This window comes from Providencia sp. PROV268, from assembly GCF_028477805.1.
Lineage (GTDB): Bacteria > Pseudomonadota > Gammaproteobacteria > Enterobacterales > Enterobacteriaceae > Providencia > Providencia stuartii.
Genome location: NZ_JAMPLW010000015.1, coordinates 1 through 17,546 on the forward strand (window position 1 = coordinate 1; position 17,546 = coordinate 17,546).

Genomic DNA, 17,546 nt, shown 5'->3' on the forward strand with positions numbered 1-17,546 from the left:
AGAGATAAAGTTTAATCCCTTATTTAGGGCGGCTTATTTTTTCAAATATGGGTTATTCCAATAGATAGATTAAAGAATTATTAGTAAGAAATTTATCAAAGCCCTTATCTATTTCATACCTTACCTTCCATCACTCCCCTTCTTTTCCCATTTTCTCTATTTTTGGCGGATTCCAGCCAGCATTACTAGTACTTAGTATCTTTATCTCTGTATAGGATATAAATAAAAATTCTAATAAATATTGATGTTTATAATTGAATAGTTTTTATCATAATATAAATAGAATCATATAGTTATAACCATGCTATATATAGCAATCAAATTGTACCAAATCTAATCACTTGAAATAATTTCAATTAGTGTTGAAAGACTCGACAATGATGGCAACTTTGGTTAGATTATTTAGCATTCTAGAAGTCTAAACGTATAAATGTATAAAAGGGGAAGATGATGCCAATTCGTTTACCTGATGAGTTGCCAGCGGTAAATTTCTTACGAGAGGAGAATGTTTTTGTCATGACAACGACAAGAGCAAGCCTTCAGGAGATCCGTCCCTTGAAAGTGTTACTACTCAATTTGATGCCTAAGAAAATTGAAACTGAAAATCAATTTTTACGTTTACTGTCGAACACACCGCTACAAGTTGATATTCAGTTACTGCGAATTGATCAGCGTGAATCTAAAAATACGCCTGCGGAACATCTGAATACCTTTTATTGTGACTTTGAGGATATCCAAGACCAGAATTTTGATGGATTGATTGTGACTGGTGCTCCTTTAGGTTTAGTGGAGTTTTGTGATGTTGCTTATTGGCAGCAAATAGAAAAAGTGATTCATTGGGCGAAAGATCATGTGACCTCGACTCTATTTGTTTGCTGGGCGGTGCAGGCTGCATTGAAAGTGCTTTATGATTTACCTAAATGGACACGGGAAGAAAAGCTATCTGGTATTTATCAGCATGATACGCTTGAGCCTTTTGCCCTATTAACCCGAGGATTTGATGGATCTTTTTATGCGCCTCATTCACGCTATGCTGACTTCCCTGAATCATTGATCCGCAAACATACGGATTTGGATATATTAGCTAGTTCACAAGAAGCGGGGGCTTATCTATTTGCATCTAAAGATAAGCGATTAGTTTTTGTTACAGGTCATCCAGAATACGATGCGGATACCCTCGCTCAAGAATATTGGCGCGATGTTGATGCTGGAATTTCGCCAAATATCCCCTGTAATTATTTTAGGGAAAATAATCCGGAAAAGGATCCCATTATTACTTGGCGTAGTCATGGGCACCTACTTTTCTCAAATTGGTTAAATTATTATGTGTATCAGATCACACCTTTCGATCTTAGTCATATGCAGCCGACGTTAGATTAAAAAACCACCTATCTACTGCCAGATACGCTTATAACAACGTATTCGCCTAGTGTAATGATAAATTACAGCGATTTTATTTAAGTTGAATCCTAATTAAAGAATTTAAGCAGCCCTGATGAGGCTGCTTTTTTTGTTTTTTATTAAATGATTGTTATTTTTACAACACATTGATTTAACTTAACTTTAACATCTTTTGTTGTGAAAAGGGAACCTGCAATCATAATTAGAATCTTGTTAATTTTATTATATATCAATATGTTGTGTTTAAATTAAAATAAAATGGAAACTGTTTTTGATTTATTTTTATTTTGAGTTAGTCTTAATTTATCGGCAGATATGAGAGAGGATCGACCAATGGATCAGCAATTATCAGCATCAACATTAACATTTACTAAGAGTTTTAATCAGCAAGATAGCAAGGTGCTAACGACTGAAGCTATCGCGTTTCTTTCTGATCTGGCAGAAAAGTTTTCCGCTAAAAGAGATGTGCTATTGAAAGAAAGGCAAGTTAGACAACAGAAAATAGATTCTGGCATGTTGCCTGATTTCATTTCAGAAAGTGATTCCATTAAAAAGGCTGATTGGAAAATTCAAAATATCCCTGAGGATTTGCGTGATCGCCGAGTTGAGATCACTGGCCCTGTAGAGCGTAAGATGGTGATCAATGCGCTTAATGCCAATGTTAAAGTTTTTATGGCTGATTTTGAAGATTCACTCTCCCCTTCATGGGATAAATTGATCGATGGGCAAATTAATTTAAGAGATGCGGTTCGAGGCGATATTTCGTATACCAACGAAAATGGAAAGGTTTACCAATTAAAATCTAACCCTGCTGTATTAATCGCGCGTGTTCGTGGTCTGCATTTAGATGAAAAGCATGTTTTGCTCGATGGTAAGCCAATCCCCGGAGGGTTATTCGATTTTGCGCTCTACTTTTTTCATAACTATGAAGCGCTACTAGCAAAAGGAAGTGGCCCTTACTTCTATATACCCAAACTTGAGTCTTGGCAGGAAGCTCAATGGTGGAGTGATGTATTTAGTATGGCCGAAGACTCTGTTGGTTTACCACGAGGAACGATTAAGGCCACTGTACTTATCGAAACACTGCCAGCTGTTTTTCAGATGGATGAAATCTTGTATCACATGCGCCAGCATATCGTTGGTCTAAATTGTGGCCGTTGGGATTATATTTTCAGTTATATCAAAACATTAAAAGAGCACGCAGATAGGGTATTACCTGATCGCCAAGTCGTGACCATGACACAACCTTTTTTAAGTGCTTATTCTCGGTTGCTGATTAAAACTTGCCACCGTCGAGGGGCTTTTGCAATGGGGGGGATGTCTGCCTTTATCCCAAGTAAAGATGCACAAGAGAATAAAGCTATTTTAGAGAAGGTTAAAGCTGATAAGGAATTAGAAGCCCGTAATGGTCATGATGGCTCATGGGTTGCACACCCTGGGTTAGCAGACACCGTCATGGCGGTTTTTAACCAAGCACTGGGCGAACACCAAAACCAATTACACGTATCGCGCGATTCAGACGAAGAAATTACCGCTCAGCAGCTATTGCAGCCTTGTGATGGCGAAAGGACGGAAGCAGGTATGCGAGCGAATATCCGAGTTGCAGTTCAATATATTGAAGCATGGATATCTGGAAATGGTTGTGTACCGATATATGGCTTAATGGAGGATGCTGCAACGGCAGAAATTTCTCGTACCTCTATTTGGCAATGGATCCGCCATGGTAAGTCGCTTTCAAATGGTGAAAAAGTCACAAAAGCCCTCTTTGAAGAAATGTTAGATGAAGAATTACAAGTCATTCAAAAAGAGCTTGGTGATCAGAAGTTCCAAAGTGGTCGTTTCCGTGAGGCCGCTGACTTGATGCGAAGAATAACAACGCAAGATGAACTCATTGAGTTTTTAACAATACCTGGTTACCAATTTATTAATTAAACACGATTAAAGCCGTTCCGATAGGCCCTACTTAAATTATAAGGAATACGAACATGACGATATCACGCGCAGAGCAGATTGCCCAATTAGAGAATGAGTGGAAAAAAGCACGTTGGGAAGGGATCACTCGCCCTTATAGTGCTGAAGAAGTGGTGAAGCTGCGTGGTTCAGTTAACCCAGAACATACTCTAGCGACCAGAGGGGCACAAAGGTTATGGGATCAACTCCATGGCCATTCTAAAAAAGGTTATGTGAATGCCTTAGGTGCCTTAACGGGGGGACAAGCATTACAGCAAGCCAAAGCGGGAATTGAAGCTATTTATCTTTCTGGCTGGCAAGTGGCAGCGGATGCGAACACGGCATCAAGTATGTACCCTGACCAATCGTTATACCCGGTCGATTCGGTTCCTTCGGTCGTGAAAAAGATAAACAACACGTTCCGTCGGGCGGATCAAATTCAATGGGCTAATGGGATTGGGCCAGAAAATAAGGAATACATTGATTTCTTCCTCCCTATCGTTGCTGATGCTGAAGCGGGATTTGGTGGGGTGCTAAATGCCTTTGAACTAATGAAAGGTATGATTGAAGCGGGAGCTGCTGCGGTACATTTTGAAGATCAGCTCGCGGCGGTTAAAAAATGTGGTCATATGGGTGGAAAGGTACTAGTACCAACCCAAGAGGCGATACAAAAGTTAGTTGCGGCTCGTTTAGCAGCAGATGTGTCGGGAGTACCAACGATTTTAATCGCGAGAACGGATGCAGACGCCGCCGATCTTTTAACGTCGGATTGCGACCCGTATGATGCCGAATTTATTACAGGGGAAAGAACCAACGAAGGCTTTTTCCGTACTAAAGCGGGCATTGAGCAAGCCATTAGCCGTGGGCTCGCTTACGCGCCATATGCTGATTTGGTCTGGTGTGAAACATCAAAACCTGATTTAGAGGCGGCTCGCCAATTTGCCGAGGCGATCCACGCGAAATACCCGGGTAAATTACTGGCTTATAATTGCTCACCTTCCTTTAACTGGAAGAGAAATTTGGACGATGCGACGATTGCTCGCTTCCAAGATGAGCTTTCAGCGATGGGTTACCGCTTCCAGTTTATCACATTGGCGGGTATTCATAGCATGTGGTTTAACATGTTTGATTTAGCTCATGCGTATGCACAAGGTGAAGGTATGAAGCACTACGTAGAGAAAGTTCAGGAGCGTGAGTTTGCTGCGATTGATAAGGGTTATACCTTCTCTTCGCATCAGCAGGAGGTGGGAACGGGTTATTTTGATAAGGTAACGACTGTGATCCAAGGTGGAACATCGTCAGTCACTGCGCTGACAGGTTCGACGGAAGAAGAGCAGTTTTAACCAGAAACTTCTTTCATTAAGCCGCGCATATTTTTCTTTTGTTCATATGTATCTGTTTTTTGTTTTACCGGCACTTTCGAGTGCCGTTTTTTGTCAGGAGCTACTATGACACTATCGACTGAACAGATAATTTCTCAAACCATTTTACAAGGTTTTGATGCTCAGTATGGTCGTTTTTTAGAGATTACATCAGGTGCACAGGAACGATTTGAACGGGCAGATTGGCATGCTATTCAAGATGCGATGAAACAAAGAATACAGTTGTATGACCACCATGTAGGGTTAGTCGTGGCTCAGTTACAATTTATGGGTTTGGTTCAGTCATTAACGCCAGAAATGCTTTCGAATATTAAACGGGTATACACGGCATTGTTACCGCATTACCCGCGTTTTGAGATTGCAGAAAGTTTTTTTAATTCGGTGTATTGTCGTTTGTTCCAGCATCGGGAACTGACGCAAGACAACTTATTTATTTTTACCTCTCAGCCAGCTCGGCGTTTTAGTGACCTGCCTAGGCCATTAGCTCGAGAATATCCGGTTAAAGACAGTTTGTTTAATGTACTGGAAGAAGTGCTAAGTGCATTGCCGCTACGTTTGCAGTGGCGCTCTTTAAGTTGGGATGTGCAATGTATTGTTGAGAGCCTAATAGAACGATTCCCTAATATTCGCAATGAAACGGTTACTTTCCAGATTGCGAATGAATTGTTTTATAGAAATAAGGCAGCGTGGCTGGTGGGAAAATTGGTCATTAATAATGAAGTTCACCCCTTTTTATTACCTATTCATCACGACGCTGACCACAAAATTTATGTTGATACCTGTTTAACGGGGTTTGATGAAGCCAGCATCGTCTTTGGTTTTGCTCGCTCTTATTTTATGGTTTATGCCCCATTTCCAGCCGCATTGGTTTTTTGGTTACGGGAAATTTTACCGAGTAAATCTATTGCTGAACTGTATATGGCAATTGGCTGCCAAAAACATGGAAAGACGGAGTACTATCGTGAATATCTGGCTTTTATTAATTTTTCTCGAGAACAGTTCACGATAGCGCCTGGTGTGAAGGGAATGGTAATGTTGGTATTCACTTCGCCTTCTTTTGATCGCGTATTTAAATTGATTAAAGATGAGTTTGCTCCACAAAAAGAGGTCACGAGGGAACGTGTACAGGAGTGCTATCGGCTTGTTAAAGAACACGATAGGGTTGGGCGAATGGCGGATACCCAAGAATTTGAAAACTTTATTATTGAAAAGCGTTATATCAGTGATGAACTGATGGCGGAATTACTTAAGGAAGCCCCTTCCCTGATAGAAGATTTAGGCGACAAAATATTGATCCGTCATTTGTATATGGAACGGAAGATGACGCCATTAAATATTTATATGGATGAGGCTGACGAAGCGCAATTACATCATGTGATTGATGAGTATGGTCAGGCGATAAAACAGCTAGCGGCAGCAAATATTTTTCCAGGCGATATGTTATTTAAAAATTTTGGTGTGACACGTCATGGCCGCGTTGTTTTTTATGACTATGATGAAATTTGCTATATGACCGAAGTAAATTTTAGGAAGATCCCTGAACCTATGTACCCAGAGCAAGAACTTTCGGGGGAGCCTTGGTACAGCGTGGGAGAGCAGGATGTTTTTCCAGAGGAGTTTGCGTTATTTTTATGCCAAGACCCTAAAATACGCGGTTATTTACAGAAGCGGCATGCCAACTTATTTACGGCAGAATATTGGCAAGGCTTACAAAATAGGATCCGCAGCGGCTATATCGAGGACGTCTATGCTTATCGAGAAGATTTGCGCTTTAGTTTACGTTTTGGACAGGAGCCAATGCAGCGACTTAGTGGCTGAGTTAAGCAAATAGAGCCACAGTATTGGGATACTCTGGCTCATATTGATATATCAAATTTAATTATTGCTGAGCGCCTTTAATCGCTTCTTCTGCCAATTGAGTGATTCGTTGATAATCACCGGCTTCAAGGGCATCTTCTGGCACTAACCATGAACCACCGATACACAATACACTTTTCAAGGCAAGGTAATCGCGGTAGTTAGCTGGCGATATTCCACCCGTTGGACAAAATTTAACTTGTGAGAAGGGGCCAGCAATTGCTTTTAATGCTTTTACACCGCCATTGGCTTCGGCAGGGAAGAACTTAAACTCTTTTAAGCCATAATTCATACCGAGCATTAATTCTGAAACGGTTGATATACCTGGAATTAGAGGGATACAACCTTTTGTTGCTGCACTGAGTAACTCTTCGGTAAGACCTGGGCTAATAGCGAATTGGGCGCCAGCCTCAGTGACGGCAGTGAGTTGTTGAGCATTAATCACAGTGCCTGCTCCGATCATCGCCTCGGGCACTTCATTGGCAATAAGACGAATTGCATCAATGGCACACTCAGTACGCAGTGTCACTTCAAGTACTCTAATTCCCCCTTTTACCAGTGCTTTTGCGAGAGGAACCGCCTGTTCAAGTTTATTGATCACAATGACGGGAACGACAGGGCCTGCATTGAGTACATCTGCAGCAGCTAATTTCCAATTATGCATAATCTTTTCCTATTCACTGAAGGAGTTAAAAATCGAGACTACAAGCCCCTTCTTCGGCACCCGAGAAGTGGTTTCTTAATGCACTAAAGAGCTCTCGACCACAGCCTGAACGTTGGGCACTTAAATCTGGTTGATAAGCCTGACGAGCGGCGAGTGTTGGTTCATCGACTCGCAGAGTCAATTCACCCGTTACACCATTCACACGAACGATATCGCCATTTTCCACCTTAGCCAGTAAACCGCCATTATGTGCTTCCGGGGTGACATGGATGGCCGAAGGAACCTTACCTGATGCGCCGGATAATCGACCGTCTGTTACTAGTGCAACTTTATAACCTCTATCCATAAGAACCCCTAATGGAGGCATGAGTTTATGGAGTTCAGGCATACCATTTGCAGATGGGCCTTGGAAACGGACAACAATGACGCAATCACGATCTAATTCCCCAGACTCAAACAGCGGCAAAATATCGTGTTGGTTATTGAAGACGACAGCAGGAGCTTCAATGATTTGATTCGCTTCCGGTATTGCGGAGGTTTTCATGACGGCGCGTCCTAAATTCCCTGATAAAACTTTTGTACCACCATGATGGGAAAATGGCTGATTAATATCTGCGATGACGTTCAAGTCAAAAGAGGTATCGGGGCCGTCACGCCACGCTAAATGACCGTTGTCTAGCCAAGGCTCCATGGTATAGCGCGAGAGGCCATCACCAGCAACAGTATGAACGTCGTGATGGAGTAATCCTTTGGATAAGAGCTGGCGGATAAGGAGAGGTACTCCGCCTGCGGCTTGAAATTGATTTATATCTGCTTGACCGTTGGGGTAAATGCGGCAGATTAATGGGATCACTGCTGATAGCTCAGAGAAATCATCCCAATTAATGATGATCCCTGCTGCTCGTGCAATAGCCACTAGGTGCATAGTTAAATTAGTTGAACCGCCAGTTGCAAGTAAGGCGATAATACCATTCACAATGACCTTTTCGTCAATTAATTGGCCTATTGGCAGGTAATTACCTGATTGTTCGGTTAAACGAGTAATTTGGCGTGCTGCTGCCTCGGTTAAGGCGTCGCGTAAGGGGGTATCTGGCTGAACAAAAGAGGCCCCCGGTAAATGTAGACCCATAACCTCCATGACCATTTGGTTAGAGTTTGCGGTACCGTAAAAGGTACAGGTGCCAATACCATGATAAGAGGCAGCTTCAGCTTCTAATAGCGCGTTTCTATCTACTTTGCCTTCGACATATAGCTGGCGGATGCGGACTTTTTCTTTATTTGGTAACCCTGTTGTCATTGGGCCGGCAGGAACAAAAATAGCGGGAAGGTGACCAAAGGACAAGGCACCAATCATGAGGCCGGGCACAATTTTATCGCAGATCCCAAGGTATAACGCGCCGTCAAACATATTATGTGAAAGGCCAATTGCGGTAGACATTGCAATCACATCACGGCTTAGCAGAGACAATTCCATGCCATCTTGCCCTTGAGTTACACCATCACACATTGCAGGCACGCCGGCGGCAACTTGCCCAATAGCACCCGATTCGAGTAACGCTTTTTTCAGACGCTCAGGGTAATGGTCATAGGGGCGGTGAGCTGACAGCATATCATTATAAGAGTTAATGATCGCAATATCAGAGCGTGTCATGCTTTTGAGGATCTTTTTATCTTCAGGTTGGCAGGCTGCAAATCCATGAGCGAGGTTACCACAAGCAAGTTCTGCACGATGAACGGTTGTACTACGTGCTTGCTCAATTTTGTGTAGGTAATGCTCTCTTGTTTTTTTTGAGCGAGCGATAATACGTTTGGTGATCCGCATTATTTCAGGATGAACGGAGGAATAACCGTTCTCTATCTTATTGGAATTGCTCATAATTACTAACCTCATCACAGAGACTTTTTATCTACCAACACGCATTTATCAAATAAGGGCGCTGAAGAGACTTTATTTGTTTAGCGATATGTTACCGGTAACATTGTTAATTGAAATGCATAGAGTTGCAATGGATCGTGGACAGATTTCGAAGTATCTGTGATCTGAATCAAGATTGCTTGACTTGTTGATTGAGGGAAAATTGTGCTGTTTTCGATTAATAGGCTGAATTTTGTGAATGATTTGTGGTCTAGTAATAGGCTTACACATTGATTGAGAAAGAAGGTCTATAGTCGGGGATTCATGCTAAAACGGTTTATTGCAGTGGCATTACTGTTCACATCGTCTTTAACATATGCAGAGACGGTATTGGAATCAGGCTCGCTATCAATACTCAATGATATTCAGCAACGTACAAAAGGACTGAATGAAGAGCAGCGGGTTAAAGTGATAACGGAAACATTGCTAGGCACGCCTTATAACAGTCACACGTTGAACGCTTCTTTTTCGGCGAAAGAAACGTTGGTTATAAATTTAAAATCAATGGATTGCATGACTTTTATTGAATATACAGAAGCATTTAAAAGATCAGAGAATTATGATGATTTTATTCATAATCTAAAAAATATCCGTTATACGCAAGATAATATCTCCTATGTGAATCGACGGCATTTTTTCACCGATTGGTTGTATCAAAACGACGGTATGGTGTTTGATATCACCCAAACCATCAGCCCTAACGCAGTTCAGGTGTATAAAAATCTTAATTTAAAAAGTCATGGGCAGCGCTTTATTCAAGGTCTACCGGTAACGAAACGCGTAGTCAGCTATATACCGACAGAGTATATCGATGAGGCTGTGTTGGATGCGCTACAGACAGGGGATTATATTGGGATTTATGCTAATCGGGCTGGGCTAGATGTAAGTCACGTTGGGATTGCTATTCGTCAGGGCGGTAAAATTTATTTTAGAAATGCTTCCTCATTAAAACTTAATTTGCAAGTTATGGATATAGAGTTAATGCGCTATTTGCGTGGTAAGGCTGGGATCATTGTCGTCAGATCCACAGTAGACTCATCGACCGGATATTAGGGGATTACTTCAAGTTCTGATATCGCCATTAGTTAAATTTACAGCTTTAAATATATCTTTATGGAGCTGACTTTATTCAATTTGAATTGGATTTAATTTAATATTTAATTCATAAATTATGATCTACCTCATATTATGGATTGTTGTTACTCATTTTTCAGGAATTCTAAATATTGTTTAAAGTGTCTAACTATTTCTAGAGTTATTTAAAGTGTAAATAGTTATTAAAATATTAAGTATAAATAATTAACTATAAAACTAATTGTAGGCGTGATAAAAATAAAAAAATGATTAAAAAGCAATGAATTGCTTTTTTAAAAAAGGAATAAATTTGTTTAATAAAATGAATGATAACTATTAACTATCAATATGTTAAATTTTGATTGCTGATAACTATTTTTAAAGAGGGGGGGAAATTCTATAATAGTTGGGCTAATAAAATAATATTATTTCCTTTTCTAGGAGAGGGATATGGCGATAAAAAAAAGAGAAGATGTGTATGCTTTATTAGGTCACCATTTGCGTCAAGCAAGAATGAAAAGAGGATTATCTGGTCACGAATTAGCAAATATTATTAATTTAAGTCAGCAACAAATCTCGCGTTATGAGCGTGGCGTAAATAAATTGAGTTTAGATAAACTTATTGAAATTATTGTATTTTTAGATATCGATGTTAAAGATATTGTGAGGATTATTACGACAGAAGTTGAACATGAGAAGCGAACTTTCTATACATCAATAGAATAGGAAATTTATTTGAGATTAGGAGGTCTGACGAGATTCTCTAATTTATTAGAGGAATTTTTAGGCTGTTCTGATAAAGACTAAAACTTTGTTAATAATTTTAATCTAATATAGTCAATGTGACTAGTTATCAACGCGTAATATGTGTTCGAGCACCTCTATGGGTAACTGGTATTAAATTATCGGTTACCCACTCAAACTGTAAAATATACTAATATAATTGGTGAATATATCACTCAAGGTATGCTTATTTACCTTAGTCATCCATGACTCTTTCGTTATACATCGGATAAATAATCGCGATTGAAGGTCAACTTATATCTGAACTATCAAGACTAGATAAATAAACATGTGGTTTATACTTAATAAAGTATTCCGATTGATTATTTTTTATCAGATTAATTATAAACTATTCTAAAATTAATCATCTATCATATCAATTTTTGATAATTTAATTTTAAAGAAACCAGACCGTTTTCGTATTTTTACCCTTTTATTAGGTTTTGGTTTTAACTATTAACCAAATAAAGGCTATATTTGATTAAAGTAAAATAGTAACTAGATTGATAATGGTAACCTAAACCAATGAATTAAACTTATGCTAAATTCTTTTGAAACAAATTAGAGATAAAATAATCAACCCATTTAAGGTAAGGATGCCGTGCAGGCTATAAAGCATTTTCCGTGTATATGATAGCCTGAATCGAACGGTTAAAATGCTCAAAATAACGGTTACGCATTTTGGCTTAAGCATGGGTAAAAAAGGTATTTCAATCGTTTTTTTTAATATGGATAATGCCCTATTTTTCTTGGCGATTTAGCTTAGATAATCGTCTATTTTTATTTTGTGTATTCTTTGTAAACAAATAAATAGGTAGAATGCCTGTCAATTTAACATAGGGGCTATAAGGACAGATTGAATGATCCGTTATTTATTAATTCTAATGGTTTTTATTATTTCAGGTTGTTCAACGCTGTCACCACGGCAGGGATACTATGTTGATAATCGCTATCCGTCACGCAATACGAGTGAAAGGGTCCAATATGTGGTTTTGCACTATACAGTGTCTGATGACAATCAATCTATCTATCTGCTCACTAAAGGTAATGTGAGCTCCCATTATCTGATCCCAAGTACTCCCTCACAGGAAAATAATAAGCCCGTGGTATTACAGCTAGTGCCGGAATCGCTAAAGGCATGGCATGCTGGTGATAGTCATTGGCTAAATAGCAGTAATTTGAATGATACTTCAATTGGTATTGAAATTGTGAATTCAGGTTTTTCCACGGATCAGAATGGCCGTAAAATATGGGCTCCTTTTAATCAGTCGCAAATTTTAGCTTTAATCCCGTTAGTGAAAGATATTATGCAGCGTTATAATATCCCTGCGCAAAATATCATCGGGCATAGTGATATTGCGCCATTACGCAAAGAGGACCCCGGTAGAGCCTTTCCATGGGAAGAATTGGCGAAACAAGGCATTGGCGCATGGCCTGATGCTGCGACAGTAAAAGGTTATTTGTCGAATAGAGGGAAAGACGAGCCGAGTAATGTGCTATTGTTACAGAAGGCGCTAAGGTTTTATGGCTATGCGGAAATTCCGCTATCAGGGGAGCTGGATGGGCAGACGCAACAGATCATTAGCGCATTCCAAATGCATTTCCGTCCACGGAACATTGATGGAAAAGCCGATGCTGAAACTGAGGCAATTGCGTTAGCGCTTATTGAAAAGTACCGTGATATGCCACGTTTCTTATCTACAAATTCATTTACGCATCCACAGGTTCAGCATATAACTAATTAATAACATTATTTTTATAGGTTAGCGGATCGCGCCATATTCACGACTGATCTCTTTGGCGGCTTTGATCACCATAGCGCCGAGTTCAGTCACCCGATCGTCGGTGATCCGTGAAAGTGGCCCTGAAATAGAGATGGCAGCAAACGCCTCTTTGTGTTCATCATAAATACATGCGCCAATGCACCTGAGTCCTAAAGCGTGCTCCTCATCATCATAAGAGAACCCTTGTTTTTTCGCTTGTTGCAGGTTTTCTTTAAGGGCAGATGGCGTCGTTAAAGTATAAGGTGTATAGGCGTGAAGCCCTTTTTTACTCAATAGTGGAATGAGTTGTTCTTCCGGTAAGTTGGCGATAAATGCTTTACCTGCACCGGAAGCATGCAGAGGAAGTTTCCCACCGATAGGGGCAGACATGCGCATTAAAGCATTACATTGCACTTGGTCGACAATGACTGCGTCGAATTCACTATGGTCAAGAATGGCAAGGTTGACGGTCTCACCGGACTCTTCCATTAAACGACGTAAAATAGGGTGAACTAAGGCCAGTAGGTTACGACTTTCAAGGAAGCTGCTCCCAATAATAAACGCATTAGAAGCAATCACCCATAAGCCGAGATCGCCAGTCTGACGGACAAAACCGTGTTGTTCGAGTGTCATGAGCAAACGGTGGGTTGTGGAGTTAGGTAGACCCGCTTGTAGAGCAAGGTCGGTCAACGCAATCCCTCCCGTTGATTCAGAAATATATTCCAAAAGGGTTAGCCCACGACTTAATGACTGGACTTGACCTGCCGCAGGTGCTCCACTTGCCGGCCCCTTTGCCTTTTTTATTTTTTTACTGATTGATGCAGTCGCCATTAAGTCTCTCCTGACTGGAATGAATTTTTGTTTCTATTATGGATGATTTCACCTCAAAATACTCATCGGATCAGTGAAAAATTAGATCTTATGCAACCTGAGAAACTCTCATCATGAGGTGGAATTCTCAACGTAAAAATTATGATAGGATGAATGTGGCACTAATTTAACTTATGACTTTGGTTGTTGTTTTTTAGGAGGCAGGGAAAGTGGTTTATAAAATCAGTATGTTAGAACAAGAATTACAAAAAAGGATCTTAGTACTGGATGGCGCAATGGGGACGATGATCCAGCGCCATAAGCTAACCGAAGAACAATTCCGTGGTGAACGCTTTGCGGATTGGCCTTGTGACCTCAAAGGAAACAACGACCTCCTTGTTTTGACTCAGCCTGAAATTATCCGCGATATTCATGATCAATACTTTGCGGCTGGGGCAGATATTGTTGAGACAAACACATTTAACTCAACAACGATTGCGATGGCAGACTACAAAATGGAATCGTTGTCTGCCGAAATAAATGAAGCCGCTGCACGTATCGCCCGTGAATGTGCCGATGAGTGGACACGTAAAACACCGGAACAGCCACGCTATGTTGCTGGTGTGTTGGGACCGACTAACCGCACAGCCTCGATCTCCCCTGATGTTAACGACCCCGCATTTCGGAATATCAATTTTGATCAATTAGTTGAAGCCTATCGTGAATCAACGCGCGCCTTGATCAAAGGGGGTGTCGATCTGATCATGATCGAAACAATTTTTGATACGTTAAATGCAAAAGCGGCGATCTTTGCGGTTGAAACAGAATTTGAAGCCTTGGGAGTGACTCTGCCGGTTATGATTTCGGGAACGATCACCGACGCGTCTGGGCGTACCCTATCGGGGCAAACTACCGAAGCTTTCTATAACTCATTGCGTCATGCTAGACCTTTATCCTTTGGTCTCAACTGTGCTTTAGGGCCAAATGAATTGCGCCAATATGTGTCTGAACTATCGCGTATTGCGGAGTGCTATGTCAGTGCACACCCTAACGCAGGCTTACCCAATGCTTTTGGCGAATATGATCTCGATGCACAAAATATGGCGGAACAAATTCGTGAATGGGCACAAGCAGGCTTTTTGAATATTGTCGGGGGATGTTGTGGTACGACACCGTTGCACATCAAAAAAATTGTTGAAGCCGTTAAAGGAATTGCGCCGCGCGCCTTACCAAAGTTACCTGTAGAGTGCCGTTTATCAGGGCTAGAACCACTCAATATTGGCAAAGACTCGTTATTTGTTAACGTCGGCGAACGTACGAATGTGACGGGATCGGCGAAGTTTAAACGTCTTATTAAGGAAGGAAACTACCAAGAGGCATTAGATATTGCTCGCCAGCAAGTGGAAAACGGCGCACAGATTATCGATATCAACATGGATGAAGGGATGTTGGATTCGGAAGCGGCGATGGTGCGTTTTCTTAATTTAATTGCTGGCGAACCTGATATTGCCCGTGTTCCCATTATGATCGACTCTTCAAAATGGGATGTTATCGAAAAAGGGCTGAAATGCATTCAAGGCAAAGGCATTGTGAATTCAATTTCGATGAAGGAGGGGGAAAGTGCCTTTATCGAACATGCCAAATTGGTGCGTAAATATGGTGCCGCAGTCATTGTGATGGCATTTGATGAGGTAGGCCAAGCTGATACCCGCGAACGAAAAATCGAAATTTGTCGTCGTGCCTATCACGTATTGACTGACACGGTTGGTTTCCCTCCAGAAGATATTATTTTTGATCCAAATATTTTTGCCGTCGCGACAGGTATTGAAGAACATAATAATTATGCTGTCGATTTTATTGAAGTTTGTCAGGATATTAAGCAGCAGCTTCCACATGCGATGATCTCTGGTGGTGTCTCTAACGTGTCGTTTTCATTCAGAGGCAATGATCCCGTTCGTGAAGCGATCCATGCAGTGTTCCTCTATTATGCTATCCGTAATGGCATGGATATGGGGATCGTCAATGCGGGGCAGTTAGCTATCTATGATGATCTGCCTAAAGAGTTAAAAGATGCGGTCGAAGATGTGATCTTAAACCGCCGTGAGGATAGCACTGAACGCCTGTTGGAATTAGCGGAAAAATATCGTGCATCAGGCAGTGAGGAGCAGCAAGTTCAACAGGCTGAATGGCGCTCTTGGGCTGTCGAAAAGCGTTTAGAATATGCGTTAGTTAAAGGGATCACCGAATTTATCATCCCAGATACGGAGGAGGCGCGCCAACTCGCAGCAAGCCCTATTGAAGTGATTGAAGGGCCATTGATGAATGGGATGAATGTCGTGGGTGACTTGTTTGGTGAAGGGAAAATGTTTTTACCACAGGTTGTTAAATCCGCTCGAGTGATGAAACAAGCAGTTGCCTACTTAGAACCTTATATTCAGGCACTTAAACAATCAGGTAGCAGCGCGGGTAAAATTTTATTAGCGACCGTTAAAGGTGATGTTCACGATATAGGTAAAAATATTGTCGGCGTCGTTTTACAGTGTAATAACTATGAGATTGTTGACTTGGGCGTGATGGTACCTTGTGAAACCATCTTAAAAACAGCCCGTGAGCAGAATGTTGATGTTATTGGCCTTTCTGGGTTAATTACGCCTTCGTTGGATGAGATGGTCCATGTGGCTAAAGAGATGGAGCGCCAAGGCTTTACAATCCCTTTGATGATTGGGGGAGCGACAACATCAAAAGCTCACACGGCAGTAAAAATAGAACCCAATTACAGCCACTCAGTGACATATGTACAAAATGCATCGCGCACTGTAGGCGTGGTTTCCGCGCTACTTTCCGCAACACAAAAAGCGGAGTTCGTTGCTCGAACTCGCCGTGAATATGAAATCGTTCGTGAGCAACATGGACGTAAAAAACCCAAAACCCCACCAGTCTCCCTTGAAGTTGCTCGCGCTAACTCAGTGAAAATTGATTGGCAAAATTACCAGCCTCCAGTGCCACGTTTCCTTGGTGTGAAAGAGGTCAAAGCATCGATTGAGACATTACGTCATTATATTGATTGGACGCCTTTCTTTATGACATGGTCGCTCGCGGGGAAATATCCACGCATCCTAGAAGATGAGGTGGTCGGTGAAGAGGCGCGTAAATTACTAAAAGACGCGAACAACATGCTAGATCAACTCGCGAAGGATAATGCCCTGACGCCAAGAGGCATATTTGGTCTATTTCCTGCAAACAGTGTAGGGGATGATATTGAAATATATCGTTCCTCGGCTCGTGATAGTGCAGATGTTATCGCTCTCAACCTACGTCAACAAACAGAGAAGAAAGAGTTTCCTAACTACTGTTTATCTGACTTTGTCGCCCCTAAAGCCAGTGGAAAAGCGGATTATATTGGTGCTTTTGCGGTTACGGGGGGGTTAGAAGAAGATGCCCTTGCAGATGGATATGAACAGCAACATGATGACTATAATAAAATTATGTTGAAGGCGTTAGCTGATAGGCTTGCGGAGGCATTTGCGGAATACTTGCACCAGCAGGTGAGAAAAGAGTATTGGGGTTATGCCCCTGACGAGGATTTGCCGAATGATGAGCTGATCCGTGAAAAATATCAGGGGATCCGACCGGCGCCGGGGTATCCAGCTTGCCCTGAACATACCGAAAAAGCCAAAATTTGGCAGTTATTAGATGTGGAAAATCAAATCGGTATGCAATTAACCAGTTCTTATGCAATGTGGCCTGGAGCGTCGGTTTCAGGTTGGTATTTCAGCCACCCTGAAAGTAAATATTTTGCCGTCGCTCAGGTGCAGCGGGATCAGGTCGAGGACTATGCAAAACGTAAGGGAATGTCAGTCAGTGAACTTGAAAGATGGCTCGCACCAAATTTAGGCTATGATCCAGAGGATTGAATTTCCGGAGGATCGGCACCATCTTATCAGTAA

Annotated in this window: 11 protein-coding genes; 8 read left to right on the top strand and 3 right to left on the bottom strand. The window is 41.4% G+C overall.

What is annotated here, in order from left to right:
- The first annotated feature begins 450 nt into the window (after window positions 1-450).
- From metA to aceK, 4 genes are all read left to right on the top strand, one after another.
- Entirely contained in the window at window positions 451-1,380 is a 930-nt protein-coding gene (metA, locus tag PR699_RS11940) for a homoserine O-succinyltransferase (RefSeq protein WP_014656942.1), read from the top strand.
- Window positions 1,381-1,734: 354 nt separating this feature from the next.
- The gene (aceB, locus tag PR699_RS11945) at window positions 1,735-3,333 is read left to right on the top strand and encodes a malate synthase A (protein WP_014656941.1); all 1,599 of its coding nucleotides are present in this window, start codon (window positions 1,735-1,737) and stop codon (window positions 3,331-3,333) included.
- A gap of 53 nt (window positions 3,334-3,386) precedes the next feature.
- Window positions 3,387-4,694: an isocitrate lyase gene (gene aceA / locus PR699_RS11950; protein ID WP_004925881.1), complete on the top strand. Its 1,308-nt coding sequence runs from the start codon at window positions 3,387-3,389 to the stop codon at window positions 4,692-4,694.
- A gap of 105 nt (window positions 4,695-4,799) precedes the next feature.
- Window positions 4,800-6,551, top strand: coding sequence for a bifunctional isocitrate dehydrogenase kinase/phosphatase (gene aceK / locus PR699_RS11955; protein ID WP_004925884.1), 1,752 nt, complete (start codon window positions 4,800-4,802; stop codon window positions 6,549-6,551).
- A gap of 61 nt (window positions 6,552-6,612) precedes the next feature.
- Here aceK and PR699_RS11960 read toward each other — a convergent pair whose 3' ends face one another.
- Together PR699_RS11960 and edd are read right to left on the bottom strand one after the other, a co-directional pair.
- Window positions 6,613-7,254 carry a bifunctional 4-hydroxy-2-oxoglutarate aldolase/2-dehydro-3-deoxy-phosphogluconate aldolase gene (locus tag PR699_RS11960; protein ID WP_004925885.1) on the bottom strand — a complete coding sequence of 214 codons (642 nt, stop codon included), beginning with the start codon at window positions 7,252-7,254 and terminating at the stop codon, window positions 6,613-6,615.
- A 25-nt stretch (window positions 7,255-7,279) separates the two neighbouring features.
- Complete coding sequence (gene edd, locus PR699_RS11965) at window positions 7,280-9,130, bottom strand: phosphogluconate dehydratase (RefSeq protein ID WP_272572903.1); 1,851 nt, start codon at window positions 9,128-9,130, stop codon at window positions 7,280-7,282.
- A gap of 303 nt (window positions 9,131-9,433) precedes the next feature.
- Between edd and PR699_RS11970 the strand changes: the two genes are divergently transcribed.
- From PR699_RS11970 to PR699_RS11980, 3 genes are all read left to right on the top strand, one after another.
- Complete coding sequence (locus PR699_RS11970) at window positions 9,434-10,222, top strand: N-acetylmuramoyl-L-alanine amidase-like domain-containing protein (protein ID WP_004925887.1); 789 nt, start codon at window positions 9,434-9,436, stop codon at window positions 10,220-10,222.
- Window positions 10,223-10,693: 471 nt separating this feature from the next.
- Window positions 10,694-10,969, top strand: coding sequence for a helix-turn-helix domain-containing protein (locus PR699_RS11975; protein WP_004925889.1), 276 nt, complete (start codon window positions 10,694-10,696; stop codon window positions 10,967-10,969).
- 917 nt (window positions 10,970-11,886) lie between these two features.
- On the top strand, window positions 11,887-12,771 hold the full coding sequence (locus PR699_RS11980) for an N-acetylmuramoyl-L-alanine amidase (RefSeq protein ID WP_014656937.1): 885 nt from the start codon (window positions 11,887-11,889) through the stop codon (window positions 12,769-12,771).
- 18 nt (window positions 12,772-12,789) lie between these two features.
- Here the strand turns inward: PR699_RS11980 and iclR are convergent, their stop codons facing one another.
- Window positions 12,790-13,620, bottom strand: coding sequence for a glyoxylate bypass operon transcriptional repressor IclR (gene iclR / locus PR699_RS11985; protein ID WP_004925895.1), 831 nt, complete (start codon window positions 13,618-13,620; stop codon window positions 12,790-12,792).
- 227 nt (window positions 13,621-13,847) lie between these two features.
- On the opposite strand from iclR, the gene metH reads away from it, so the two are divergent.
- Entirely contained in the window at window positions 13,848-17,513 is a 3,666-nt protein-coding gene (metH, locus tag PR699_RS11990) for a methionine synthase (protein ID WP_040133413.1), read from the top strand.
- Window positions 17,514-17,546: the final 33 nt, after the last annotated feature.